General features: G+C 65.9%; 26 protein-coding genes. 13 read left to right on the top strand and 13 right to left on the bottom strand.

Going from position 1 to position 21,717, the window contains the following annotated elements; all coding sequences use genetic code 11:
• Positions 1-109 precede the first annotated feature (109 nt).
• The 3 genes from DIE15_RS13385 to DIE15_RS13375 all read right to left on the bottom strand — a co-directional run bounded on the left by DIE15_RS13385 (position 110) and on the right by DIE15_RS13375 (position 3,163).
• Positions 110-1,474 (bottom strand): nicotinate phosphoribosyltransferase, encoded by a 1,365-nt coding sequence (locus DIE15_RS13385; RefSeq protein ID WP_057927087.1) that lies wholly within the window; start codon positions 1,472-1,474, stop codon positions 110-112.
• A gap of 274 nt (positions 1,475-1,748) precedes the next feature.
• On the bottom strand, positions 1,749-2,186 hold the full coding sequence (locus DIE15_RS13380) for a CBS domain-containing protein (protein WP_124833587.1): 438 nt from the start codon (positions 2,184-2,186) through the stop codon (positions 1,749-1,751).
• A 71-nt stretch (positions 2,187-2,257) separates the two neighbouring features.
• A complete protein-coding gene (locus tag DIE15_RS13375; protein ID WP_124833490.1) occupies positions 2,258-3,163 on the bottom strand; it encodes a LysR family transcriptional regulator in 906 nt (301 codons plus the stop codon).
• Positions 3,164-3,283: 120 nt separating this feature from the next.
• Between DIE15_RS13375 and DIE15_RS13370 the strand changes: the two genes are divergently transcribed.
• The 7 genes from DIE15_RS13370 to DIE15_RS13340 all read left to right on the top strand — a co-directional run bounded on the left by DIE15_RS13370 (position 3,284) and on the right by DIE15_RS13340 (position 11,180).
• A complete protein-coding gene (locus DIE15_RS13370; protein WP_124833489.1) occupies positions 3,284-4,234 on the top strand; it encodes a ketopantoate reductase family protein in 951 nt (316 codons plus the stop codon).
• A complete protein-coding gene (locus tag DIE15_RS13365; RefSeq protein ID WP_057926978.1) occupies positions 4,231-4,623 on the top strand; it encodes a VOC family protein in 393 nt (130 codons plus the stop codon). Before DIE15_RS13370 ends, DIE15_RS13365 begins: the two co-directional genes overlap by 4 nt.
• A 2-nt stretch (positions 4,624-4,625) precedes the next feature.
• Positions 4,626-5,084 (top strand): MaoC family dehydratase, encoded by a 459-nt coding sequence (locus DIE15_RS13360; protein ID WP_124833488.1) that lies wholly within the window; start codon positions 4,626-4,628, stop codon positions 5,082-5,084.
• Positions 5,084-6,307, top strand: a complete 1,224-nt coding sequence (locus DIE15_RS13355) for a CaiB/BaiF CoA-transferase family protein (protein WP_057926980.1) — start codon at positions 5,084-5,086, stop codon at positions 6,305-6,307. The genes DIE15_RS13360 and DIE15_RS13355 overlap by 1 nt, the downstream gene beginning before the upstream one ends.
• Positions 6,304-7,137 (top strand): shikimate dehydrogenase, encoded by an 834-nt coding sequence (gene aroE, locus DIE15_RS13350; protein WP_124833487.1) that lies wholly within the window; start codon positions 6,304-6,306, stop codon positions 7,135-7,137. Before DIE15_RS13355 ends, aroE begins: the two co-directional genes overlap by 4 nt.
• Positions 7,138-7,453: 316 nt before the next feature.
• Complete coding sequence (locus tag DIE15_RS13345) at positions 7,454-8,638, top strand: porin (protein WP_124833486.1); 1,185 nt, start codon at positions 7,454-7,456, stop codon at positions 8,636-8,638.
• A 349-nt stretch (positions 8,639-8,987) separates the two neighbouring features.
• Positions 8,988-11,180 carry an ATP-binding protein gene (locus DIE15_RS13340; RefSeq protein WP_124833485.1) on the top strand — a complete coding sequence of 731 codons (2,193 nt, stop codon included), beginning with the start codon at positions 8,988-8,990 and terminating at the stop codon, positions 11,178-11,180.
• Positions 11,181-11,251: 71 nt separating this feature from the next.
• Here the strand turns inward: DIE15_RS13340 and DIE15_RS13335 are convergent, their stop codons facing one another.
• Entirely contained in the window at positions 11,252-11,962 is a 711-nt protein-coding gene (locus DIE15_RS13335; protein ID WP_124833484.1) for an MgtC/SapB family protein, read from the bottom strand.
• 383 nt (positions 11,963-12,345) lie between these two features.
• On the opposite strand from DIE15_RS13335, the gene hmpA reads away from it, so the two are divergent.
• From hmpA to DIE15_RS13320, 3 genes are all read left to right on the top strand, one after another.
• Positions 12,346-13,557: an NO-inducible flavohemoprotein gene (gene hmpA / locus DIE15_RS13330; RefSeq protein WP_057926984.1), complete on the top strand. Its 1,212-nt coding sequence runs from the start codon at positions 12,346-12,348 to the stop codon at positions 13,555-13,557.
• 335 nt (positions 13,558-13,892) lie between these two features.
• On the top strand, positions 13,893-14,177 hold the full coding sequence (locus tag DIE15_RS13325) for a helix-turn-helix transcriptional regulator (protein ID WP_124612100.1): 285 nt from the start codon (positions 13,893-13,895) through the stop codon (positions 14,175-14,177).
• Positions 14,167-15,471, top strand: coding sequence for a HipA domain-containing protein (locus tag DIE15_RS13320; protein ID WP_124833483.1), 1,305 nt, complete (start codon positions 14,167-14,169; stop codon positions 15,469-15,471). Before DIE15_RS13325 ends, DIE15_RS13320 begins: the two co-directional genes overlap by 11 nt.
• A 347-nt stretch (positions 15,472-15,818) precedes the next feature.
• Here the strand turns inward: DIE15_RS13320 and DIE15_RS13315 are convergent, their stop codons facing one another.
• The 8 genes from DIE15_RS13315 to DIE15_RS13290 all read right to left on the bottom strand — a co-directional run bounded on the left by DIE15_RS13315 (position 15,819) and on the right by DIE15_RS13290 (position 18,619).
• On the bottom strand, positions 15,819-16,484 hold the full coding sequence (locus DIE15_RS13315) for a DUF4760 domain-containing protein (protein WP_057926986.1): 666 nt from the start codon (positions 16,482-16,484) through the stop codon (positions 15,819-15,821).
• A gap of 658 nt (positions 16,485-17,142) precedes the next feature.
• A complete protein-coding gene (locus tag DIE15_RS36980) occupies positions 17,143-17,313 on the bottom strand; it encodes a hypothetical protein (protein ID WP_185734444.1) in 171 nt (56 codons plus the stop codon).
• On the bottom strand, positions 17,310-17,495 hold the full coding sequence (locus tag DIE15_RS13310; RefSeq protein ID WP_124833482.1) for a hypothetical protein: 186 nt from the start codon (positions 17,493-17,495) through the stop codon (positions 17,310-17,312). The genes DIE15_RS36980 and DIE15_RS13310 overlap by 4 nt, the downstream gene beginning before the upstream one ends.
• A 29-nt stretch (positions 17,496-17,524) precedes the next feature.
• Positions 17,525-17,848, bottom strand: a complete 324-nt coding sequence (locus DIE15_RS13305) for a hypothetical protein (RefSeq protein WP_124833481.1) — start codon at positions 17,846-17,848, stop codon at positions 17,525-17,527.
• A 15-nt stretch (positions 17,849-17,863) separates the two neighbouring features.
• Positions 17,864-17,989 (bottom strand): hypothetical protein, encoded by a 126-nt coding sequence (locus tag DIE15_RS37645; RefSeq protein ID WP_260428248.1) that lies wholly within the window; start codon positions 17,987-17,989, stop codon positions 17,864-17,866.
• Positions 17,986-18,207 (bottom strand): hypothetical protein, encoded by a 222-nt coding sequence (locus DIE15_RS13300; protein ID WP_124833480.1) that lies wholly within the window; start codon positions 18,205-18,207, stop codon positions 17,986-17,988. Before DIE15_RS13300 ends, DIE15_RS37645 begins: the two co-directional genes overlap by 4 nt.
• Positions 18,204-18,428, bottom strand: coding sequence for a hypothetical protein (locus DIE15_RS13295; RefSeq protein ID WP_124833479.1), 225 nt, complete (start codon positions 18,426-18,428; stop codon positions 18,204-18,206). The genes DIE15_RS13300 and DIE15_RS13295 overlap by 4 nt, the downstream gene beginning before the upstream one ends.
• Entirely contained in the window at positions 18,425-18,619 is a 195-nt protein-coding gene (locus DIE15_RS13290; RefSeq protein WP_124833478.1) for a hypothetical protein, read from the bottom strand. Before DIE15_RS13290 ends, DIE15_RS13295 begins: the two co-directional genes overlap by 4 nt.
• A gap of 223 nt (positions 18,620-18,842) precedes the next feature.
• On the opposite strand from DIE15_RS13290, the gene DIE15_RS13285 reads away from it, so the two are divergent.
• The 3 genes from DIE15_RS13285 to DIE15_RS13275 all read left to right on the top strand — a co-directional run bounded on the left by DIE15_RS13285 (position 18,843) and on the right by DIE15_RS13275 (position 21,370).
• Complete coding sequence (locus DIE15_RS13285; RefSeq protein ID WP_124833477.1) at positions 18,843-20,222, top strand: sigma-54 dependent transcriptional regulator; 1,380 nt, start codon at positions 18,843-18,845, stop codon at positions 20,220-20,222.
• Between the two features lie 296 nt (positions 20,223-20,518).
• Entirely contained in the window at positions 20,519-20,950 is a 432-nt protein-coding gene (locus DIE15_RS13280; RefSeq protein ID WP_124833476.1) for a hypothetical protein, read from the top strand.
• Positions 20,951-21,100: 150 nt separating this feature from the next.
• Complete coding sequence (locus DIE15_RS13275) at positions 21,101-21,370, top strand: hypothetical protein (protein ID WP_124833475.1); 270 nt, start codon at positions 21,101-21,103, stop codon at positions 21,368-21,370.
• Between the two features lie 59 nt (positions 21,371-21,429).
• Here DIE15_RS13275 and DIE15_RS13270 read toward each other — a convergent pair whose 3' ends face one another.
• A complete protein-coding gene (locus DIE15_RS13270) occupies positions 21,430-21,714 on the bottom strand; it encodes a hypothetical protein (protein WP_124833474.1) in 285 nt (94 codons plus the stop codon).
• Positions 21,715-21,717 lie beyond the last annotated feature (3 nt).

Below are 21,717 nucleotides of genomic sequence, written 5' to 3'. Positions count from 1 at the left end.
AGCCTGTTGGCGTTCGCCTCGTGTCGCGCTTTCGGCGAGCGTGACAGGCGCCGCGCGGCGGCCTCGCCGCTCGGCGTGATCGCGCGGCCGTCCGGGGTACGGGCATCGCTCATGCCGCCTGCTGCCCCGCGTGCCCGCCCCACTGCGCGGCGAGTGCCGCCAGCGCCGGGGAAATCAGCGGCTGCAGCGGCATGACGGGCGCCAGCGCACGCATGGGATCGGGCAGCGTGGACAGTTCTCGCAATGCGTGAGTGCGGCTCTCGCCGAGCGTGGGGGCCGCAAACCGCGTTCCTGCGACCATCACGGGCCGCAACAAAGGCGTTCCGTCGATGCGCTCGCCTTCGAGACCGACGCAGTCGGCGGTGATGCGCCCATCCGCGTCGTATTGCCGGAACACCTGCTTGCGGCCCGGCAGCGTCGCCTTGCCCTCGGAGCGCTTGCAGCGTGCCCGGCCTGCATACTCGACGAGCTTGTACGCGCAGTCGAAGCACGGTGCGTCCGCCGATGTGCTCATCTGCGTGCCGATTCCGAAGCCGTCGATCGGGGCGTGCTGGCGGACGAGTTCCTGCAGCCGCATTTCGTCGAGATTGCCGCTCGCGAAGATCGTCGCGTCGGTCAGGCCGCCGCGATCGAGAATCGCGCGAACGTTGCATGCATGCGCCGCCAGATCGCCGCTGTCGATCCGGACGCCCTTGATGCGCACGTTGTCGGGCGCGAGCCGCCGCGCAAGCTCGACGACCTTGTGCGCCGCGCGCTCCGTATCGTAGGTATCGATCAGCAGCATCGCGTTATCCGGCTGCGATCGCGCGAAGTGCTCGAACGCGAGCGCTTCGTCGTCGTGTGCCTGGACGTAGGAATGCGCCATCGTGCCGTACACCGGAATACCGTAACGCAAGCCGGCGAGCAGGGTCGCCGTGCCGGAAAATCCCGCCAGGTAGCTGGCACGCGCGGACAGCATCGCCGCCTGCGCACCATGGGCGCGCCGCAGCCCGAAGTCGACCAGCAACCTGCCATGCGCGACGAGCGTGGCCCGCGCGGCCTTGCTTGCGACCAGCGTTGCGTAATGGAGCAGGTTCATCACGCGACTCTCGACGAACTGCGCCTCGCGAAGCGGCGCCGTGATCCGCAGTATCGGTTCGTCGGCGAAGAACACCGTGCCTTCCGGCATCGCGTCGACGGTGCCCGTGAAGCGGAAACCGGCGAGCGACGCGAGGAAATCCGCGCGAAAGCGCCCGGTTGCGGCCAGTCGTTCGAGCGCGGCGGCCGTGAAGCGCAGGCTCTCCAGATAGTCGAGCACGGGTGCCAGTCCCGCCGCCATCAGGAATGCGCGCTGTTCCGGCAGCGCCCGTACGAAGAACTCGAAGCTGGCCGCTTCGTTCATTCCGGCGTCGAACGCGGCCTGCATCATCGTCAGCTCATACAAATCCGTCAGCAGTACGTCGTCGACGTCCGCATCCGGCCAGGATCCGTTCATCATGTGCCCTCCTGCGCCGCCTGCGCGCGATCGTGCTGCCGGTGCCCGGCCGCTTCGGTGCGGACAAGCGTCGCTTCAATCATTGCGGCGCCGGGCCCGGGGTCGACTGAACCACGGTTCAGACGCCATTGCACGACGCGACATACGGATAGTATCCGCGCGGATCGTTGCAGTAGTGCCACGCGCGAGCAGGTGGAAGCCGTGCACGGGCGGCGCACCGCGCCGGTGTCGCGCCCGCCGCCATGTCGTGCGGCGCAAGCCGGACCGCACCGGATCAGCCACACTGCTTCTCCTCGAAATACGTCTGGCGGGCCGCCACGAGGCGCAACTCGTCGAGCAGCGCCGCGGCCGCGCGAAGTAGATCGTCGAGCGAGACGACTCCGACCAGGTCACCGTCGCCATCGACGACCGGCAGCCGTCGGACACCGTGCTGGCGCATCCGCTTCGCGAGCAGCCAGATGTCGTCGTCGACGTTCCCGATCGAGACGGGCGTCGACATGATGTCGCCGACGAACAGCGAACCGGCCTCCGCGTCGGCACCGACCACTGTGAGCACGATGTCTCGATCGGTCACCACGCCGATCGGCGCGCGTCGTCCGTCCTGTTCACGTACGACGACCAGATCGCCGGTGTGCGCGTCGCGCATCATTTCGGCCGCCTCGACGACGGTTGCCCGCGTGGAACACATGGCGACATCGCGGGTGCAGAGCATCGCGGCATTCGATATCGTTTTCCAGCGCGCGTGCCTGGCAAACCGGACGTGGCGCAGTGCAGCCGCCACGCTCACCGCGCGTTCGCGAACAACTGAACCACCACGCCGCGCAGCCAGCGATTGCCTGCTTCATGGTGATATCGCGAGTGCCAGTGCTGTCGAACCGCAAACCCCTCGACCTCGATCGGACAGGCATGAACCGTCAGATCGCTGGCCTGAGCGAGCGTCTCGCCGATATGGCGAGGCAGCGTCGTGATCAGGTCCGTGCTCTGGATGATTGCGCCCAGACCCAGGAAGCCCGGCAGCGCCAGCACGACCTGACGCTCGATGCGTTCGCGCATCAGCGCCTGGTCGAGAAGCTGCGCGCCCGTTCCGGCGGTAATGACCACATGGCCCTCCGACCGATACTGTTTCGCGCCGAGGCGGCCGCGAATCCTCGGATGATGGCGATTGGCCAGACACACCCAGTCCTGGTCGTACAGCTTCTGCTGGTAGATCCCGCCGCCCAGCCACGGCACATAGCCGATCGCGAGATCGGCTTCGCCGGACTCGAGCGCCCGTTCCGTGTTGCCGTCGATCCTCGCCACCTCGAGCCGGACACCCGGCGCCTGCGCGCGAACGTGCGCCAGAAGCCGCGGCAACAGCGTGATATGGCTCGCATCGGTCATGCAGATGCGAAACCGGCGCTGCGCAGTCGCCGGGTCGAACGCGATTTCCCAGGCCGCGAAGCGCCGCAGCGATTCGAGGATTTCCCGGCACGGGCCGATGAGCGCGTCGGCCTGAGGCGTCGGCGCCATGCCGCCGGGCGTTCGAATGAACAGCGGATCGTGAAGGTGTTCGCGCAAGCGTCCGAGCCAGATGCTGACTGTCGGCTGACTTTGCCCGAGTTGCTCGGCCACGCGGGTGACGCTGCGCGCGTCGTACAGCAGATCGAAAAGCTGGAGCAGCTTCAGGTCGGGAAGATCGGCCGGAATCATGGAGTCGTCGCATTATTGTCCATTGCAATGACGTCATTGTAGTCATTGCATTGCCAGCATGACGGGCGACTTCTATCGTGCAGCGATACGTCAACCCTGCATGACATTGGAGACACCCCCATGAAGATTGCAATGCTGGGCGCCGGCGCGCTGGGCTGCGCGATTGGCGCCGCCCTGACCGAAGGCGGCCACGAGACCTGGCTGATCGGCCGCTCGCCGTCGCACGTCGGCGCGATGTGCCGCGACGGCCTCCAGGTCGACGATCCGAGCGGATCCCGGCGCGTGCGCGTCCGCGCAACGACGCAGGCGGCCGACGTCGGCGTCGCGGACCTGGTGATCGTGCTGGTCAAGTCGTTCAGTACCGACGCGGCAATGCGCGGCGCGCAAGGGCTGATCGGGCCCGATACGCTCGTGCTGTCGCTGCAGAACGGCCTCGGGCACGAGGACATCCTCGCCGACGTCGTCGGCCGCGAGCGCGTGCTCGCCGGCAAGACCTACGTCGGCGGCGTGCGGCGCGGCGACGGGCACGTCGAATCCGGCGTGGCCGGCAAGCGCACCTGCATCGGCGAGCTCGACGGCCGCATCACGCCCCGCGTACAGGCGATCGCCGACGCGTTCAACGCCGCGGGCCTCGCGACGACAGTCAGCGACAACATCGTCGGCACGATGTGGGACAAGCTGCTGGTCAACGTCGCCACGGGCGCGCTCACCGGCATCACGGGCCTGACCTACGGGCAGCTGTACGACGAGCCGCTGCTGAAGGCGACGTCGCTCGCGGCCGTCGCCGAGGCGATCGCGACCGCGCAAGCGGCCGGCATCACGCTGTCGATGACGGACCCCGAGCAGGCATGGGCACTGGCCGCCGAAGGCCTGTCCGCCGCGTTCAAGACATCGATGCTGCAGAGCCTGGAGAGAGGCGCGCTGACCGAGATCGACTTCATCAACGGATCGGTCGTGCGCTGGGGACAGCGGTACGGCGTGCCCACGCCGGTCAACGCGACGCTGGTCGCGTGCATCAAGGGGATCGAGCGCGCGATGGCCGATCGCCAGGCGCAGGAGGCTGCCGCATGAGCGCCACGAAAGCCTATCTGGAGCACGTCGCCATCTGGGTGAAGGACATCCATTGGCACATCCGGTTCTTCGAGGACGTGCTCGGCATGACGATGCGCGAGGTGGACGGCACCATCGACGCACCGCGGCAGTACTGGACGCTCGGCGGCCTGCAGTTTATCCATGCCCCGGCCTGGGACGGCCCCGAGGGCCGGCTCGGCCATCTGGGCGTGATGTGCGAAGACCTGGAGGCCGCGCTGGCTGCGGCGCAAGCGTACGGCGTCACTGAAATGCCGCAGGGGCGGAACTGGCTGCGTTTGCCCGACGGCCTGGCCGTCGAACTCATTCAGGCAACCCCCGCCTCGTGTGTCGCGCAGGCGCTGGCGATCAATCCGCGAACGGAGGCATGACCATGACGATCGTCGAAAGATACTGGGACGACGCCCGCGAGGGCGACGCATGCACGAGTCCGAGCTACACGGTGACTCAAGCGCGCATCCTCGCGTACGCCGACCTCACCGGCGACCATACGCCGGTGCACGTCGACGAGGCATACGCGAACGCGAGCCACTTCGGCTGCCTCGTCGCGCACGGCCTGTTCGGGCTGTCGATCGCCGACGGCCTCAAGACGCAGAGCGACTACCGCTTCGTGCCGGGCATGTCGCTCGGCTGGACCTGGGACTTCCTGCTGCCGATCAAGGTGAACGACGTGCTGCACGTGACGTTCCGCGTCGGCGCGATGCGGGCGAGCAAGAGCCGCCCGGGCTGGGGCATCGTCGTGCTGCCGTCGGAGTTGATCAATCAGGACGGCCAGGTCGTTCAGCGCGGCGAACATCGGCTGATGGTGCCGCGCCGGCCGGGAGCGTTCTGATGCAGGCCCGCCCTCTCGAAGGTATTCGCGTCGTCGACTACAGCCATTTCCTGGCCGGCCCCTATGTCGGGCGCTGCCTCGCCGCGCTCGGCGCCGAAGTGATCAAGGTCGAGCGCCCCGGCACCGGCGACGCCGGCCGCCAGCACGCGACGGTACTCGACGACCAGCAAAGCGGCTATTTCCTGCAGCTCAACATGGGCAAGCGCGGCATCAGCGTGAACATGAAGGACGCGCGCGGCAAGGCATTCATGCAGCGGCTGTGCGACTCCGCGGACGTGTTCATCGAGAACTACCGGCCGGGCGCGCTGGACAAGCTGGGGCTCGGCTATGCCGAGTTGTCGGCACGCAATCCGGCACTCGTCTATTGCTCGATTTCGGCATACGGGCACACCGGCCCCGACGCGCATCGCGCGGGCTTCGGGCTGATTGCCGAGGCCAGGAGCGGCATCATGCAGATGGTCGGCACGCCGGGCGAGCGTCCGCCGCTGCTGCGCATCTCGCTTGGCGACATGTACACCGGCATTCACGCGGTCGCGGCCATCAACGCCGCGCTGCTGGGACGCGTGAAGAGCGGCCGCGGACAGCACATCGACATGGCGCTGTACGACACGCTGGTCTCCATGCACGAATACGCGGTCCAGTGCTATACGCTGCAAGGCGTGCTGCCCGAGCAGACCGGGCACGACATGCCGACTTCGACGCTCTACGGCGTATTCCGCGCGGCAGACGGCGACCTCGTGATCGCCGCGCAGGTCGACGACGCATGGAAGCGCTTCGCCGCGTTGGTCGAAGCGCACGGCGGACCGGCGGGCTTCGGCGCCGACACGCGATTTCACGACAGCGTCGGGCGCAACGCGCACCGCGTGGAGATCCTGTCCGTCGTCGAGCCGTGGGTGGCCGCCCGTTCCGTCGCGTCGGTACTCGCACTGCTCGATCGCATCGACATTCCCTGCGCGAAGGTACAACGCATCGACGAGGTACTGGCGGATCCGCAGATCCAGGCTCGAGGGATGGTGGTCGAGCAGCAGCACCCGCGCTACGGCACGCTGCGCCTGCCGAACCTGCCGTTCCGGTTCTCGGATTGCGATACGACGATTCGCGACGTCGCGCCCGATCTCGGGCAGCACAACGCCGAAGTCGCGCGTTCGCTCGGGTTCGATCCGGCCGAAATCGATGCAATGCAGGCCGATGGTGTTCTCTATTCAACAGCGAGCCAACGATGACTGACCAGTACGCGGTGATCGGCAATCCGATCGGACACACGAAATCTCCGCTGATCCACGGCATCTTCGCGCAAGCGTCGCGCCAGGACATGCACTACTCGGCCATCGAGGGGCCGGTCGAGCCGCAAGGCGCGTTCGCCGACGCGGTGCGGGCATTCGCCGCGAGCGGCGGCAAGGGCATCAACGTCACCGCCCCGTTCAAGCTCGACGCTTTCGCGATGTCGGACGAACGCAGCGAGCGCGCATCGCTCGCCGGCGCAGCCAATGCGCTCAAGTTCGAGGGCGGGCGCATCCTGGCCGACAACTTCGACGGGATCGGGCTGGTACGCGACATCGAGATCAATCTCGGCCTGCCGATGGCCGGCAAACGCGTGCTGATGCTCGGCGCCGGGGGCGCGGCTCGCGGCGCGCTGCTGCCCTTCCTCGCGGCCGGGCCGGCCGAGATGGTGATCGCGAATCGCGACGTCGACAAGGCGCGCGCACTGTCCGGGGACGTCGCCGGACGCGGGGCGCTGGTGGCGTGCGGCTATGCCGATCTCGTCGCGATGGGACGTTTCGACCTGGTGGTCAACGCCACGTCGGCGAGCCTCGCCGGCGATCTGCCTCCGGTTCCGCCGAGCGTGTTCTGCCCGGCAGGGGCGGCGTACGAGCTTGCCTACGGCAAGCGGCTGACGCCCTTCCTCCGGCTTGCACGCAATGCCGGCGTGCGCAGCGTCGCGGACGGCGTCGGCATGCTGGTCGAGCAGGCCGCGGAAGCGTTCGCGTGGTGGCGCGGCGTGCGCCCGGAGACAGCCACCGTGATCGAACGACTCACGGTCCCGCTCGACTGAATGCGCTGCGCAAACCCCCGTTGCATAAAAACGTCATCACGCCCGTGCCCCGGCGCGCATCCATCGAACCATTCCATCGATCGATATGACCGCGATCGCCGGTCGTCGCGCGCCGACGTTCGCCAACCGCGCGATCCGTTCGCGCCAGCAGGCGACGCGGACGTGATGACGTCGCGCACGCCAGCCGTGCGGCAGCCCGCATTGCAATTCGGTGACGCATCGATTTGCAAACCACGGATCGGCCGTTCATCGCGCGGCCCGGACTCAATAGCATCGTGATCCTCGCAGACGTCCCCACAATAAACAGAGGATATTCATGATCAAGAAATCGGTAGTCCTGGGTTTGGTTTCGATCGGTTCCATCGGCGCGCATGCGCAGAGTTCCGTCACGCTGTACGGCGTCGTCGACGCCGGCTTCGCCTATACGAACAACCAGGGCGGCGCCAGCAACATCCAGCAGACGAGCGGCAAGCTGAGCGGCAGCCGCTGGGGCCTGAAAGGCGCCGAGGATCTCGGCGGCGGCCTGCAGGCCGTGTTCACGCTCGAAAGCGGGTTCCGGCCGAGCGACGGCGGCCTCGGCCAGGGCGGCCGCCTGTTCGGCCGCTCCGCGTACGTGGGCCTGAGCAAGGCCGACATCGGCACGCTGACGTTCGGCCGCCAGTACGAGCCGATCACCGATCTCGTCGCGCAGTACTCGGGGTCCGGCTTCTGGTCGCCGGCGACCCATGTCGGCGACAACGACAACATGAACCAGAGCTTCCGGATCAACAACGCAGTGAAGTTCCGCAGCGCGACGATCGCCGGCTTCACGGCCGACGTGCTGTACGCGTTCAGCAACCAGGCGAACGGCGGCGCGGGCACCGGCTTCTCGAACAACAATGCGTGGGGCGTGTCGGCGAATTACGTGAACGGCCCGCTGTCGGCGGGTGCAGGCTACGTGCGGCTCAACCACCCGAACGCGACGTCTAACACGAGCGGTGCAGTGGGCGGCGCGACCACGACGACCGGCAACGACTACAGCGGTGCATTCTTCTATGGGCTGAACGGCGGCGTGCGCAAGCAGCAGATCGGCGTCGCGGGCGCGAACTACGCGCTCGGCCGCGCGACGCTCGGCTTCGCGTGGAGTCATACGCAGCTCGACTACGTCGACGGCTCGTCGCGCAAGTTCAACAACTACGACGTGAACGGGCGCTACCAGATCACGCCGGCGGCCACGCTGATCGGCGTCTACACGTTCACCGACGGACGCGCGAGCGGCTTGCCGGGCACCGGTGGCCAGACGCTGAAGCCGCGCTGGCACCAGTTCACGCTCGGGTTCGACTATGCGTTGTCGAAGCGCACGGACATTTACCTGTCCGGCATCTACCAGCTCGCGGCCGGCGATGCGAGTACGGCGACGTCGGGCGGCTATCGCAAGATCGCGGCGATCTCGAACATCGGCAGCGCGTCGTCGACGAATCGACAGGTCGCGTTCGTCAGCGGGCTGCGCGTGAAGTTCTGAGTGTTCGCCCGCCGGGTGCCCGGGCATGGCGCGGTCGCTGTCTCGATGGTGGCCGGGGCGGCCGCCGCGGCGATGCCCGAGTGCAGCAACCGACATGCCATCATCGGGCCGATGGAATCGCACATCCATTCGACGCATCCGCTGCAGAATTTACACGTGCGGCGTCACCCGGCGCCGCCCGCGCCCGCCCGGGCCCGTGCTGCAAGGCCGCCGTGCATCGCTGGGGGCGCGGCACGCCGATTGCTTCCGCCGGCCCGGATAGGGCGACGGCAGCGCAACGCCGGCCGCCGCGGGCATCGCGTGGTCGTGAGCTATGAAAACTGCCTTTCCCCTGCTGGAATCGGCGCCGATGCGCGCCGACCATTTCGTCCAGTTCTACGAATCCGACGAGCAGCTCGTGTCGGAAGCCGCATCGTTCGCGGCCGATGCGCTGCGCGACGGCGGCAGCGCGATCGTGATCGCTCGGCCCGACCGGCTCGCCGCCGTGCACGATCATCTGGGCGCGCTCGGCGCGTCGATCGGCGACGCGGCCCGCGACCGCATCTTCATGTCCGGCGCGCAGGTGCTGCTCGACAGCTTCATGGACGGCGACCTGCCCGACCCCGCGCGTTTTCGCCGCTCGATCGGCACGATCGTCGAAGCGGCGATCCGTGCCGGCCGGCCCGTGCACGCATTCGATGAAATGGTCGCGATGCTGTGCGCGCAGAACCGGTACGCCGGCGCGCTGCGGCTGGAAGCGCTGTGGAACGAACTGATCGAGCGACACCGCTTCTCGCTGTACTGCGGCTATCCGCACGATGCGTTTCCGAGCGCCGAGCAGTCGGAGATGTTCCGCCACGTGTGCGCGCTGCACCGCCGCATCCTGCCGGCTGCGTCGCTGCGCAACGACGAAAACGAGCTGCACCTGACGCTCGCGCTGTCGCAGCAGCGCTCGCGCGCGCTGAGCGACGAGATCCGCCGCCGCGAGGACGCCGAACAGCAACGCAACGGCGTCCTGATGCATGCACCGTTGCCGATCGCACTGCTGTCGGGCCCGGCGCACCGGATCGTGCTCGCGAATCACCGCTTCTCCGCACTGTGCGGCCGGGCCGACATCGTCGGCCAGCCGCTGACGTCGGTGCTGCCCGGCGGCGATACACCCGCGATCGTGCATGCGCTCGAAGCCGCCCGCGCGCAGGGCCGCTCGACGACGATCGCCGAACATCGCGACCGGTCCGAAGCGGAGGACAGCGCCCGCGTGTACCGGCTGCATTTCAATCCGCAGCCGCTCGCGGACGGGCTCGGCGTGATCGTCAGCGCGGTCGAGGTGACCGAGCACGTCGCCGCGCGCGAGAAGCTCGTCGCCGCGAACGCCGAGCGCGACCGGCTGCTGGGCGAACTGCGCGACGCGAACCAGGCGAAGGACCAGTTTCTCGCGGTGCTCGGCCACGAGCTGCGCAATCCGCTGACGCCGATTTCGCTCGCGCTCGAGCTGATCCGCAACCGCGACGGCCAGGCGACGCCGAACGAGATCGCGATTATCCAGCGGCAGCTCGACCACATGGTGCGGCTGATCGACGACCTGCTCGACGTGTCGCGCATCACGCGCGGCAAGATCACGCTGAAGAAGGAAGCCTTGCGGCTCGCGGACATCGTCGACCGTGCGGTCGAGGTCGCCAGCCCGCTGCTCGAGCAGCGCCGCCACCGCCTGCACGTCGACATCGATCCGGACGCGCGCTGCCACGGCGATCCGGTACGGCTGTCGCAAGTCGTCGCGAACCTGCTGACCAATGCGGCGAAGTACACGCTGCCGGGCGGCGACATCACCGTGCGCGCAGCACGCGGCGCGGACGGTACGGCGACCATCGAGGTCTGCGACAACGGCGCCGGCATTCCGCCCGACCGCCTCGACAGCATCTTCGAGCCGTTCTATCGGCTCGACGGCGAAGCGAAGCAGGCCCACGGCGGTCTCGGCATCGGCCTCGCGCTCGTGCGCAGCCTCGTGAACCTGCACGGCGGCACGGTGCGCGCGGACAGCGCCGGCCCGGGCTGCGGCAGCACGTTTACGATCGCGCTGCCCGAGTACCGGCCGAAAGCCGCGGCGGTGGTCGCGCCGCAGCCGCCGCCGGGCATCCGCGACATGGCGCCGGGCAGTATCGGCCGGCGCGTGATGCTGGTCGACGACAACGAGGATGCCGCGTCGACGCTCGCGCAATGGCTGCGCGACGCCGGCCACGAGGTCGCCGTCGTGCACGACCCGGTGACCGCGCTGGCCGCGTACCGCGCGTATCGCCCCGACGTCGCGATCCTCGATATCGGGCTGCCGGTGATGGACGGCTACGAGCTGCTGCGGCGGCTGAAGGCGATCAACGAAGTCACGCCGTGCATCTTCCTCGCGCTGACCGGCTATGGCCGCAATGCAGACCGCGAACGCTGTCTCGCGACCGGCTTTCTGCAGCATTTCGTGAAGCCGGTCGATCCGGCCGAGCTGCATCTCGCGATGAGCCGGCCCGGAGCGAACGGCGATGCGCATGACGGCACCGGCGCACAGGCCGGACGCTGAACGCGGCACGAGGCACGAGGCAAGCGGCAAGCCGCAAGCACCCCGTCGACGATCGAGCGGCCGTGTGCGGCTCAGTTCTCCGGTGAACAGCGGACCGACGTCAGCCCGGCCGACTCCAGGATGCGGATCAGTTGCGGCAGCATCACATCGGCGTTGGCGGGTTCGCGCCACTGCACGAACAGTTCCTCCTCGCGCAACGCACGCGCGGCCGTTTCGCGAAAGCCGCGCGTGCGGCACGCGAAGCCCGCGGCGCGCAACCGGGCCGTGAGGCGATCGCGCGCCGTCGAGCCGAGTTCGTATTCGACCGTGACCAGCGCGGCCCTGGCGCTCCGCACGCGCTGCTCGACCAGGCGCAGCGGCCACACGACCAGGAGTCCGAGCACGAGCCCGAGCGCGCCGAGCGACAGCTGGCCGCCGCCGATGCACAGTCCGACGACGGTGACGAACCACAGCGTCGCGGCCGTGGTCACGCCGGACACGAGGCCGTCGCGATGCAGGATCGCGCCGGCGCCGATGAAGCCCATCCCGGTCAGGATGCCGAGCGGCAGCCGCATCAGGTCGAGCACCGAGAACGCGCCTTGCGGCTTGCCGGCCTGCAGCAACAGCGCATTCACCTGCAGCATCGACAGGCACGCGGCGAGGCAAACGAGAATCGTCGTGCGCAGCCCGGCCGTCTTGCCGGATTCGCTGCGATCGAGGCCGATCAGCCCGCCCGCGACCAGCGCGAGCGCGATCCTGACGAGGACCGCATTCCATTGAAGTACGACCGGCATCGGCTCCATGCGCGCCTCCCTGCGAATCGTCGTGCGAGATGGGTCGCGGTACGACCGCGCACGACGCTGGCGCGACGCAAGGTTCGGGCCCGGTTTGCGCGTGCAGTGCGCAGCACCGACGCATCGGCACGCGCGCTGTATAGCGCGACCACGCGGGTTGTAGAAAGGTCCATCGGCACGAACGCATGACCGTCGCGTCGCCGCATGCGCAGTCCGCACCTTGACCGGCCATTCGGCCCGACCGGACAATATGCGTTCGATCCGGCGCGCGGCACGAGTTCGAATCCTGCATTGACATCCCGCACCGATACGACAACTGCGCGACACCACGCGTCGCCCCGCTCGCCCTGCTCGCTCCGAACACGACGTCCCCCTTACGAAGGAGTTCGATCATGCTTACGCAGAAAACGAAAGACATCGTCAAGGCCACGGCCCCCGTCCTCGCGCAACACGGCTACGACATCATCAAATGCTTCTACACGCGGCTGTTCGACGCGCATCCGGAGCTGAAGAACGTGTTCAACATGGCGCACCAGGAACAGGGGCAACAGCAGCAGGCCCTGGCGCGCGCCGTCTATGCGTATGCGGAAAACATTGAAGACCCGGGCAGTCTCGCGGCCGTGCTGAAGAACATCGCGAACAAGCATGCGAGCCTCGGCGTGCGGCCCGAGCACTATCCGATCGTCGGCGAGAACCTGCTCGCGGCGATCAAGGAAACGCTCGGCGACGCGGCGACCGACGACATCATCTCCGCATGGGCACAGGCATACGGCAACCTCGCCGACGTGCTGATGGGGATGGAAAGCGGCCTGTACGAACAGTCGGCCGAGCGGCTCGGCGGCTGGACCGGCTGGCGCACCTTCGTCGTGCGCGAAAAGCGGCCCGAGAGCAGCGTGATCACGTCGTTCATCCTCGAGCCGGCCGACGGCAAGCCGGTCGTGAACTTCGAGCCCGGCCAGTACATCAGTGTCGCCGTCGACGTGCCCGAACTCCATTTGCAACAGATCCGCCAGTACAGCCTGTCGGACATGCCGAACGGACACACGTACCGGATCTCGGTGAAGCGCGAGAGCGGCGGCACCTATCCGCCCGGCTATGTGTCGTGCCTGCTGCACGATCATGTGAACGTCGGAGACGAGATCAAGGTTGCGGCGCCTTACGGCAGCTTCCATATCGATGTCGATGCGAAGACGCCGATCGTGCTGATCAGCGGCGGCGTCGGGCTCACGCCGATGATCAGCATGCTCAAGCGCGCGATCCAGGATCCGCAGCGGCAGGTCGTGTTCGTGCACGGCGCGCGCAACAGCGGCGTGCATGCGATGCGCGACCGGCTGCGCGAGACCGCCAATACGTATGCGAACTTCAAGCTGGTCGTGTTCTACGACGATCCGCTGCCGCAGGATATCGAAGGCACGGATTACGATCTCAAGGGGTTGGTCGACGTGAATGCGATCAAGGGCGCCATTCTGCTGCCCGATGCCGATTACTACATCTGCGGGCCGGTGCCGTTCATGCGGATACAGCACGATGCGCTGAAGCATCTCGGGATCCACGAAGCGCGTATCCACTACGAGGTGTTCGGGCCGGACCTGTTCGCGGAATGACGGTCGCGCGTCGCGTGTCGCACGGGCCGGCGGCGGCGACGAAAGCCTCGCGCTGACCGACGCCGGCATCCGCCCGATCCCGGCCCTCTCGCAGGCGTGGCCGGTCGCTCACGCCTGCGATCGGTGCACCGCCGAGTCGCATCCTTTCCCGTATCCGGCTGGATACGAAAATAGCCCTGCGCCACAATTCCACGATACTCCGTTCCCGACCGGGTACGAAATGACGTGCCGATTGCCGCGATCGCTTCTTCGTTCCCGAACGAATACGAAATAGTGCCCGGGTCGGCGAGTTGTGCAATACTGTTCCCGATCAGATACGGAGCACGGAGAACGTCATGTCGGAGTCCCAGTCCGTCGACACGATCGGCGCGCTCGCCCACCTCATTCGCGCGGCGCGGCTGCAGCAGGGGTTCACGCGTGACGAGCTCGCGAACGCGACCGGGCTGTCGCCAAAATTCATCAGCCAGGTGGAAGCCGGGAAGCCGACCGCGCAAATCGGCAAGGTCATGCTGCTGCTCGGCGAACTCGGCGTGCGGCTGTACGCCGAGTCGTCGGTCGAGATTTCGGAAGCCACCGCGCTGAAGGCCGCGCAACGCCGCAGGAGCAGCCATGGCGGCTAGAACGCTGAGCGCCTCCGCCAACGGCGTGCGCATGGGCACGCTGACCGACGACAAAGGGATCTGGTCGTTCGTATACGACCCGCAATGGCTCGCGTCCCCGGCCGCGTACCCGCTGTCGCCGGCGTTCGCGCTGCGCGCCGGCCCCTTCACCGACACGTCGACCGATCGCCCGGTCCAGTGGTTCTTCGACAACCTGCTGCCCGAGGAAGGCATGCGCACGTCGCTCGCACGCGAGGCGAAGCTCGATGCCGCCGATGCGTGGGGCCTGCTCGCGTACTTCGGGCGCGAATCGGCCGGCGTGCTGACGCTGCTTCCCGACGGCGAGCAGGAGGCGCCCGGCAGCCTGCAGCCGCTGTCGCTCGACGAGCTCGAGCGCCGGATCCAGGCGATGCCCGAGCGCGCGCTGACGGCCACCGCGCCCAAGCGCATGTCCGCGGCCGGCGCGCAACAGAAGCTGCTGCTGGTGCTGCGCGGCGATGCGCCCGACTACACGCTGTACGAGCCGGTCGGCAGCGAGCCGTCGATGCACCTGCTCAAGCCGGACATGAGCGCGGCCGGCTACCCGCACTCGGCGATCAACGAATTCTTTTGCATGAAGCTCGCGAGGAAGATGGCGCTCGACGTGCCCGACGTGCATTTCCTGCGCGCGCCGTCGGCATGCTACGTGATCGACCGGTTCGACCGCGACGTCGCGTCGGCGCCGGCCGGGCGCGTGCATACGATCGACGCGATGCAGCTGCTCAACTACGACCGCGGCTTCAAGTACCAGCGGGCGAACGCGCAGGAGCTCGCCCGCGCGATCGAGCGCACCAGTACGCGCGCGCTGGCGCGCCTGTCGGTGTTCCGCTGGACCGTGTTCAACGTGGTGGTCGGCAACGCCGACGCGCACCTGAAGAACCTGTCGTTCTTCGTCGACGCGCGCGGCTACCGGCTCGCGCCGTTCTACGACATCGTCAGCACGGTTGTGTATCACACGCCAACGCACCGGCCCGACCATCGCGGCGATCACTGGCCGCACTGCGAACTGACGATGCCGCTCGGCACCGCGACGCGGTTTGTCGATATCGATGTGGCTGCGCTGGTCGCGTTCGGCCAGGCGCTCGGACTCAGGGAAAAGGCGGCCGCGAGCGAGCTGCAGCGCTTTCTCGAGCTGCTCGATCGCCACGTCGCGCAGACGCTCGATGAAGTGAGGGAGATCGCGCGGCCGGACGCCGGCGAGATGCGCTTGCTGAATTCGATCGTCGCGATGCCGATCGCGGAGATGGGGCGCGCGCTTCGGCAAACGCGCGATTGAGTGGCGATGGGCCGGCGGCTGCGCTCGGCCCCGCGTTCTGCTCCGGTCTCGTCCGAGGCTTCGGCGCACAGTCTCACCTGCGTCAAAACCGCAGCGCCGACCGTCTCGTATGAACGTTCCAGGTGGCTATCTTGAGTTGCAATGTAAATCCTTGAATTTATTGGATATCGTTGGGCGATTTTACGTGTGATACCCCCGCTAGTACCCCGTAAAATTGATGTATTCACGCTATTTCACGCCACGTCACGCGCCGCCAGTCTGACATACCGCGCAGAAAGCAAAAAGGGCCGCCTTGTGGGCAGCCCTTCGTTTCACAATCGATCGTTATGCGCATCTTGACCGGTGGGTCAAGTCACCTGTGGGTCCCGTCGGTCTTTCCAGCGTTCGTATAGCCACAGCAGGTTCCTATAGGTTCGTGGCCCCTCCCTGCGAAGGTCGCCGTCGTCGCAGTCCGCAAGCATTTCGTGTTCGTGCTTGCGCGAATCCTCGATATATACACGGGCGGCAATAACAAGCCCGCAGACGATGGCCCGAATTGTTTGCCTTAGCAACCGCTCGTCAAGGTCCGCTTGACGGATTCCTACTGCGATAAATTCGTAGTAGTTCAGCATGTAACGAACAGCTTCGATTCCCTCGGTGTGCTCCTTGTCGGCCGTCGGCGCGCAGTCGGCAAGCGTGAGCTTGCGGCGCACCCCATCCTGAAGGAGCACTCGATTCAGTTGGTTTCCCTTCTCGATGAATGTGGCGCTGAGTCTGGACTGGAGCAGGGTATTGACCGTGTGCTGTTTGACAGAATTCTGAATGGACACCAATGAAGTACAAATCCACCCAATAACTGCCGCAGCAACGGTAAGAACCACTCCCCAGTTTTGGCGGGTGAGGCGGAAGAGAGGGGCGGCTGCATGTGTTTTGGGGTCGGTTCCCCAGTGCCAGAAGCGTTCTTCACCTATGAGAATGGCCACCAGCGCGACGACAACGAGCAGTAGAAAGGTCAGTATTCTTCTTGGCTTCATGGCAAGAAAAAAGCCCCTTGGACAGGGGCTTTTCTGGAAATTTGTTAGGCTTAAAAGAGGCCGGTACCTTCGTTACGCATAGAGTTCCTCCTCATCATTTGTGAGGCCGCGCTCAGGGTCACAAGGTACGCCCAAGTGCGGCAATGATTAACTTTGCTGCCCGGACACTATACATGAAGTTGACTTTGTAGTCATACGGCGATTACCCCGTATGGGTTCCAGATGCTTGAATGTCGCGGGCCCGCAATTCTACACCGCTAGGTTCATCATTGCATGACGCTACCGGCCGCACAGCGTGGCTGCCAAGGTGTCGCTCCCATCGGCGGTATGGTTATGCAGATGGGGCCGCTTGCGCGAAAATTCAATGCGTCTCCGCCCCCTGTGTCTCTGCCCTGGTCGGGGTAGGCCGTGCGCATTGTGGCCAATTGTGTGCCGGCGGGGTTTCGCAGCGGCGGTAAGTTCGCGGTCAGAACTCGATGCAGGTCAGTCGCAAGGCGATCACGCGTCGCGTCGTCAATCGGCTGTCCTACATCCGGTTCGAGCGCGTCGGCTGCATCGTGAGCAAGAGCGCGTGCGACGTTCTGAAGGCGGGAATGGGGCGAGGGTTTCGATGTGATTGCTCATTTTCGATCTGCGAGTGTGATTTCTTCGGCAGCTTTCATGGCGGCTGCCAACAACGCCAGCGCATCAGCGCGCTGCCGTTCGCGGTCGGCTTCGGTAACGACAGGCCTAGCAGCCGCTCCACGACGGTGCACCAGTCAGGCCCATCAGGATCACGCCGGGTCACTTCGCGGCCGGCGGGCGCGTGCAGGCTGAATTTCTGGTTCATCGCGCCTCCCTTGCCAGTTCGCTGGCGCGGAACGCCAGATGATCGTCACGGCCGGCCCGGATGAAAGCAGTGGTGACTTCCAGCATCAGCGTTGCGGCGTGTTGCATCGCGGCTTCGCGCTCGGTTTCGGTGCCATGGGGCGGCAGCAGGAATTGCATGGCGCGCTTGGTGCTTTCCAGCACAGCATGACTCGTTTGCATCGTCGTCGGCCTCATCGGTCAGGTCGGGTTCGGTTTCGGCGGCAGTTTTCAGCGCCAGGGTCAATTCTTCGCGCAGCTTCTGCTTCCAGACGGTCTCGTTCGTTTCGTGCAGCAGCTGCAGCACCGCACGCTGGGCAACGTTGAGGACGTTCCGCTGGATGACTGCGTACTTCGCTGACCGCGCGCTCGAATTCGCTGATTAAGGCGACTTCGCCGCGTTCCTTGGCCAGCTCCAGTTCGGCGCGCGTCGCATCAGTGTTCAGCTTCCGCAGCCGCGCCTTGTTGATTTCTTCGCCAACGTCGCCACCAGTCTGGTAGGCGATCAGTGCCTGCACCGAGTCACCGAGCGCCTATCGGTTGCGACCGATCCGCGCGATGGTTCCATCGCCTGCGCGATCACGAACCCAGCGCGTCGTCATGCCGAACATCGCGGCAAGATCAGCGTCGGTTACTTCCATTTCGAGGATCGCGCTCATGCTGCGGCCCCTCCTGACGTTGTGGGTACGCGCGACGCTGCGGGTGTCCAGTCTCGATATTCGAATGCCAGACCCTTCCAGGAACGCAGCGCGTCACGCAACCGGCCGGCCCCGTCGCGACTATCCAGCGACTGGCGCGTGTCCTGGTTGATCGCGTCGGCCGTCGCCATTGCAGCGGCAATCAGGGCAAAAACGTTGTTCGGATCGACGCCGTTCATTGCTCGATGCCCCCAGCCTGGCGGGCCTGCTCGATCAGTGGGCCGTTCGGGTCGATCTTGCGCGCGCCACGCGGCGCGGGATGGCGGCCCTTGCCGTATCGGCGCTTGCCTGCAGGTTCGCGCGGCGCCGCTTTCGGTGCGGGCGCGGGCGTCGGCGCGACTTCGGCAGCGGGTGCCTGTTCGGCGCGGCGGCGGAACAGCTTCAGCAGAAGGCCCTTCATTCGCTCGCTCCCTGCGGTGCGCGCTGCGCGGCCACGCATTCCAGTGCTGTCGCCGTGCGGCGAAGGTCGTTCACCGCGTGCGCCACAACGGGCGCGGTGATGCTGCCGGCCCCTGCCAACAGGGTGCGATATCGCGCCAGCAGGGTGCTGATTTCGCCGAGTTGATTGGCGGCTTCGGTGAGAGTGTTCATGTTAAATTCGACCGGCAATTTTCGTCGCGCGGCGCACGCCTCGCACTCGCTGTTACCGGCGACGGTCTTGGAGTGCGGAAGCGGAGCGTGCCCCCGCTTCGCGCCGTTGCAGGAAGACGGCCGGAAACCGACTCACGCGAGTCCGGGAAATCGCGGCTGCGCACAGCTGCGACGCACATCACACCACGCTTGCTCGCACTCGCCACCCTACTATCGACATCCCATGGCAACCATCCTGCTGATCGACGACGACAACGCTTTCCGGGAAGGTTTGTCCGAAACGCTCATCGATCTGGGTCACGAAACGATATGTGCGGCCACCGGCGAGCGCGCAATCGCGTTCATCGAAGAAGGTCTTCAGCCGGCATGCGTGTTCCTCGACATCAGGTTGCCCGACATGGACGGCATAGCGGTGCTCGACAAACTCCGCCACATCCGCCGCCTCGGTATGGTGCCCGTCGTGGTACTGACGGCCTATGCACGGAGTGACAACACGATCGAGGCCATGCGCCTCGGTGCCTTCGATCATCTGACGAAGCCGGTCGGGCGCGCCGATATCGCCGACCTGCTCGAGCGAGTCTTCACGGCCCACCCGCCAGCCGATGCCGCATTGCATGCGGATGCGGCAGCCAACCCATTCGACGAACCTGTTGGTGCCGAGCCCCGCCTGCTCGGCATCAGCGAAGCCATGCGCGAGGTCCAGAAGTGCATCGGGCGCGTGGCGGCGTCGGACGCGACCGTTCTCATCACGGGCGAAACAGGCACCGGCAAGGAAGTCGCGGCCAAAGTTCTTCACCTTGCCTCATCGCGCGCAGTGGGTCCGTTTGTTCCGGTGAATTGTGCGGCGATTCCTCACGAGCTTCTCGAAAGCGAACTCTTCGGCCACGGCAAAGGAGCGTTCACGGGCGCGACGGTCGAGCGTACCGGCCGCATCGCGGAAGCCCATGGCGGCACGCTGTTTCTCGACGAAGTGGGCGACATGGCGCCCTCCATGCAGGCGAAGCTGCTGCGCGTTCTGCAAGAACAACAAGTCACGCCGCTCGGCATCAATCGGCCCATTTCCGTGGATGTCCGCGTGATTGCCGCAACCCATCGGGATCTGCATGTCATGGCTGCGAACGGAGCATTCCGCGAGGACCTGCTTTATCGGCTTGACGTCATTCCAATTCGCATGCCGCCGCTGCGCGAACGACTGGCCGACATCCTGCCGCTCGCGGCTCATTTTCTCGATGCGACATCAAACCCGGGTGTGCGGAAACGGTTATCCATACAGGCAGAGCGCCGCCTGATCGCGTACACGTGGCCCGGCAACGTACGCGAGCTGCGCAACGCGATGGCGCGCCTGAATGCACTCACGCCCGGCGCCGTCATCACGGAGCGCGACCTGGCATTTCTCATCGCGGCCGATACCCCGTCTCGAGATCCGGCGCTGCCTGCCGCACTGCTCAATCGTCCGCTGTCGGAGGCACTCGCCACTGTCGAACGCGAGATGATTCTGCGCGCGCTCGAACTCGCTGGCGACAATCGTGCAAAAGCTGCAAAGCAGCTCGGCATCAGTCGTCAGTCGCTGTACACGCGAATGGCAAACTTCAATATCGACTAGTGTCGGATTTCCGGACATCCGTGTCCGTGTGTGTTGACACTTCCGGTTCCGTCATGCCGGAAAAGCCTTGTCTGGCCGAACTCCCCATGTGGCATATCCCTTGCTTGCATTGCGCGCAAGTGAAGAATGCGCCGGCGGGTTCCCCTCGCGGACATCACGCGGGGGCACTCCATGCCGCGCCCGCGTTTTTGCGGCGGGGTTTGAGTGAGCACGGACACATATCCGTAGCCTCCGCGATCGACGCTTCAAACAAGATGAATTAGATCAAATACGGCAGATACGGGGGCCACCCAGCCATGTTGTTCAGACAGACGACTATGCGAGCCAGGCTTGCATTGACCTTCGGCATGGTGGTCGCGCTGGTTCTATGGGTTTCGGGGCTCGCACGCGGCGACGCCAACAACGGCGCAATTGCTTCCAATCTCGACGTGACCGAGAAAACCCGTTCTTTAGTGGCGGAGATCCACCGCATCGAAGCCCGGGATAGCCTCGTGGCCCTCTCGATCGCTGATGCTGCCTTGCATGATCAGCGCGAGCAGGCGATCGTGGGGATCGATTCGGTGTCGCCCGCTACCGACCGAGCCCGCCGCCCCAACCGGTGCCTATGCCAATCAATGCGTGGAACATCGCAATTGACGCACACCAGTGAACCGGACGCCACTCGATCATTCAACTGCCTCCGGCTTTCCCGAGCAAGCTGCATAGACGGCCTGGCCGCAACGCAATGAAGATACTCCGGCGGCGGCAATCGCGGTCGGCCCGTGGCAACCCGCCCTCCGGCGACGGTGTGTGATCCGCTCCGAAGCGAAATGGCCGAAACAATCAGTTGCTGTCCGGACACAACGACTCCCCCAATGGTTTGAGAACAGGTGACAACGATGAACGTACAACCGATCCAGAGCACGCTACTGGTTCTGCCCAAGACAGCCACCCTGCGCTTTTCCGCTTATGGATTTGGTTGGGGATATCATGCGTTTTCATTGCCATACAGAATTGTCCGTGCACGCCTGGGCGCCGGGGATACGAGCGAGCAGCAGATGAGACTCGCCTTCGAGCTGAACAGACCTCGGATCCTCCGCGCCGTCGAGCCGTGCGCCCAGACGCCGTATCGAGGCGAGATCATCCCCGTTCCAATCGAAACACTGTAGATGAGGTCATCCAGCGCACGTGGTCTGCGTGGCCGATCATCGCCTCGGCCACTCATCCGCTACGGGGATGGCACTGCCCTCCGGGCGGCACGGCCCGGCATCGAGAAGACGATCACGCCCGGCAAGCCGAGATTGACCGAGACAGTGACTTGCGCGAACACCCGGTCGCGATACGTCGCGGCGACAACGCCGTAACACGGGTTGGGCGGCTCCCGGTTGCCGATGAGCGATTCGAATGCGGCAGCGGCGATCGCAGCGCTGGCCCCATGTTCGATGAAAAATGCCGGCCGGAGGCGGAAGGCGTGCGCATGCTTGCGCCGCCGATGCAACCGATCGGCAGTCATGCG

It is taken from the genome of Burkholderia sp. Bp9031 (assembly GCF_003857965.1).
Classification (GTDB): Bacteria; Pseudomonadota; Gammaproteobacteria; order Burkholderiales; family Burkholderiaceae; genus Burkholderia; species Burkholderia ambifaria_A.
The sequence above is the reverse complement of the archived record's forward strand: the minus strand, read 5'-3'. Positions and strand labels throughout refer to the sequence as shown.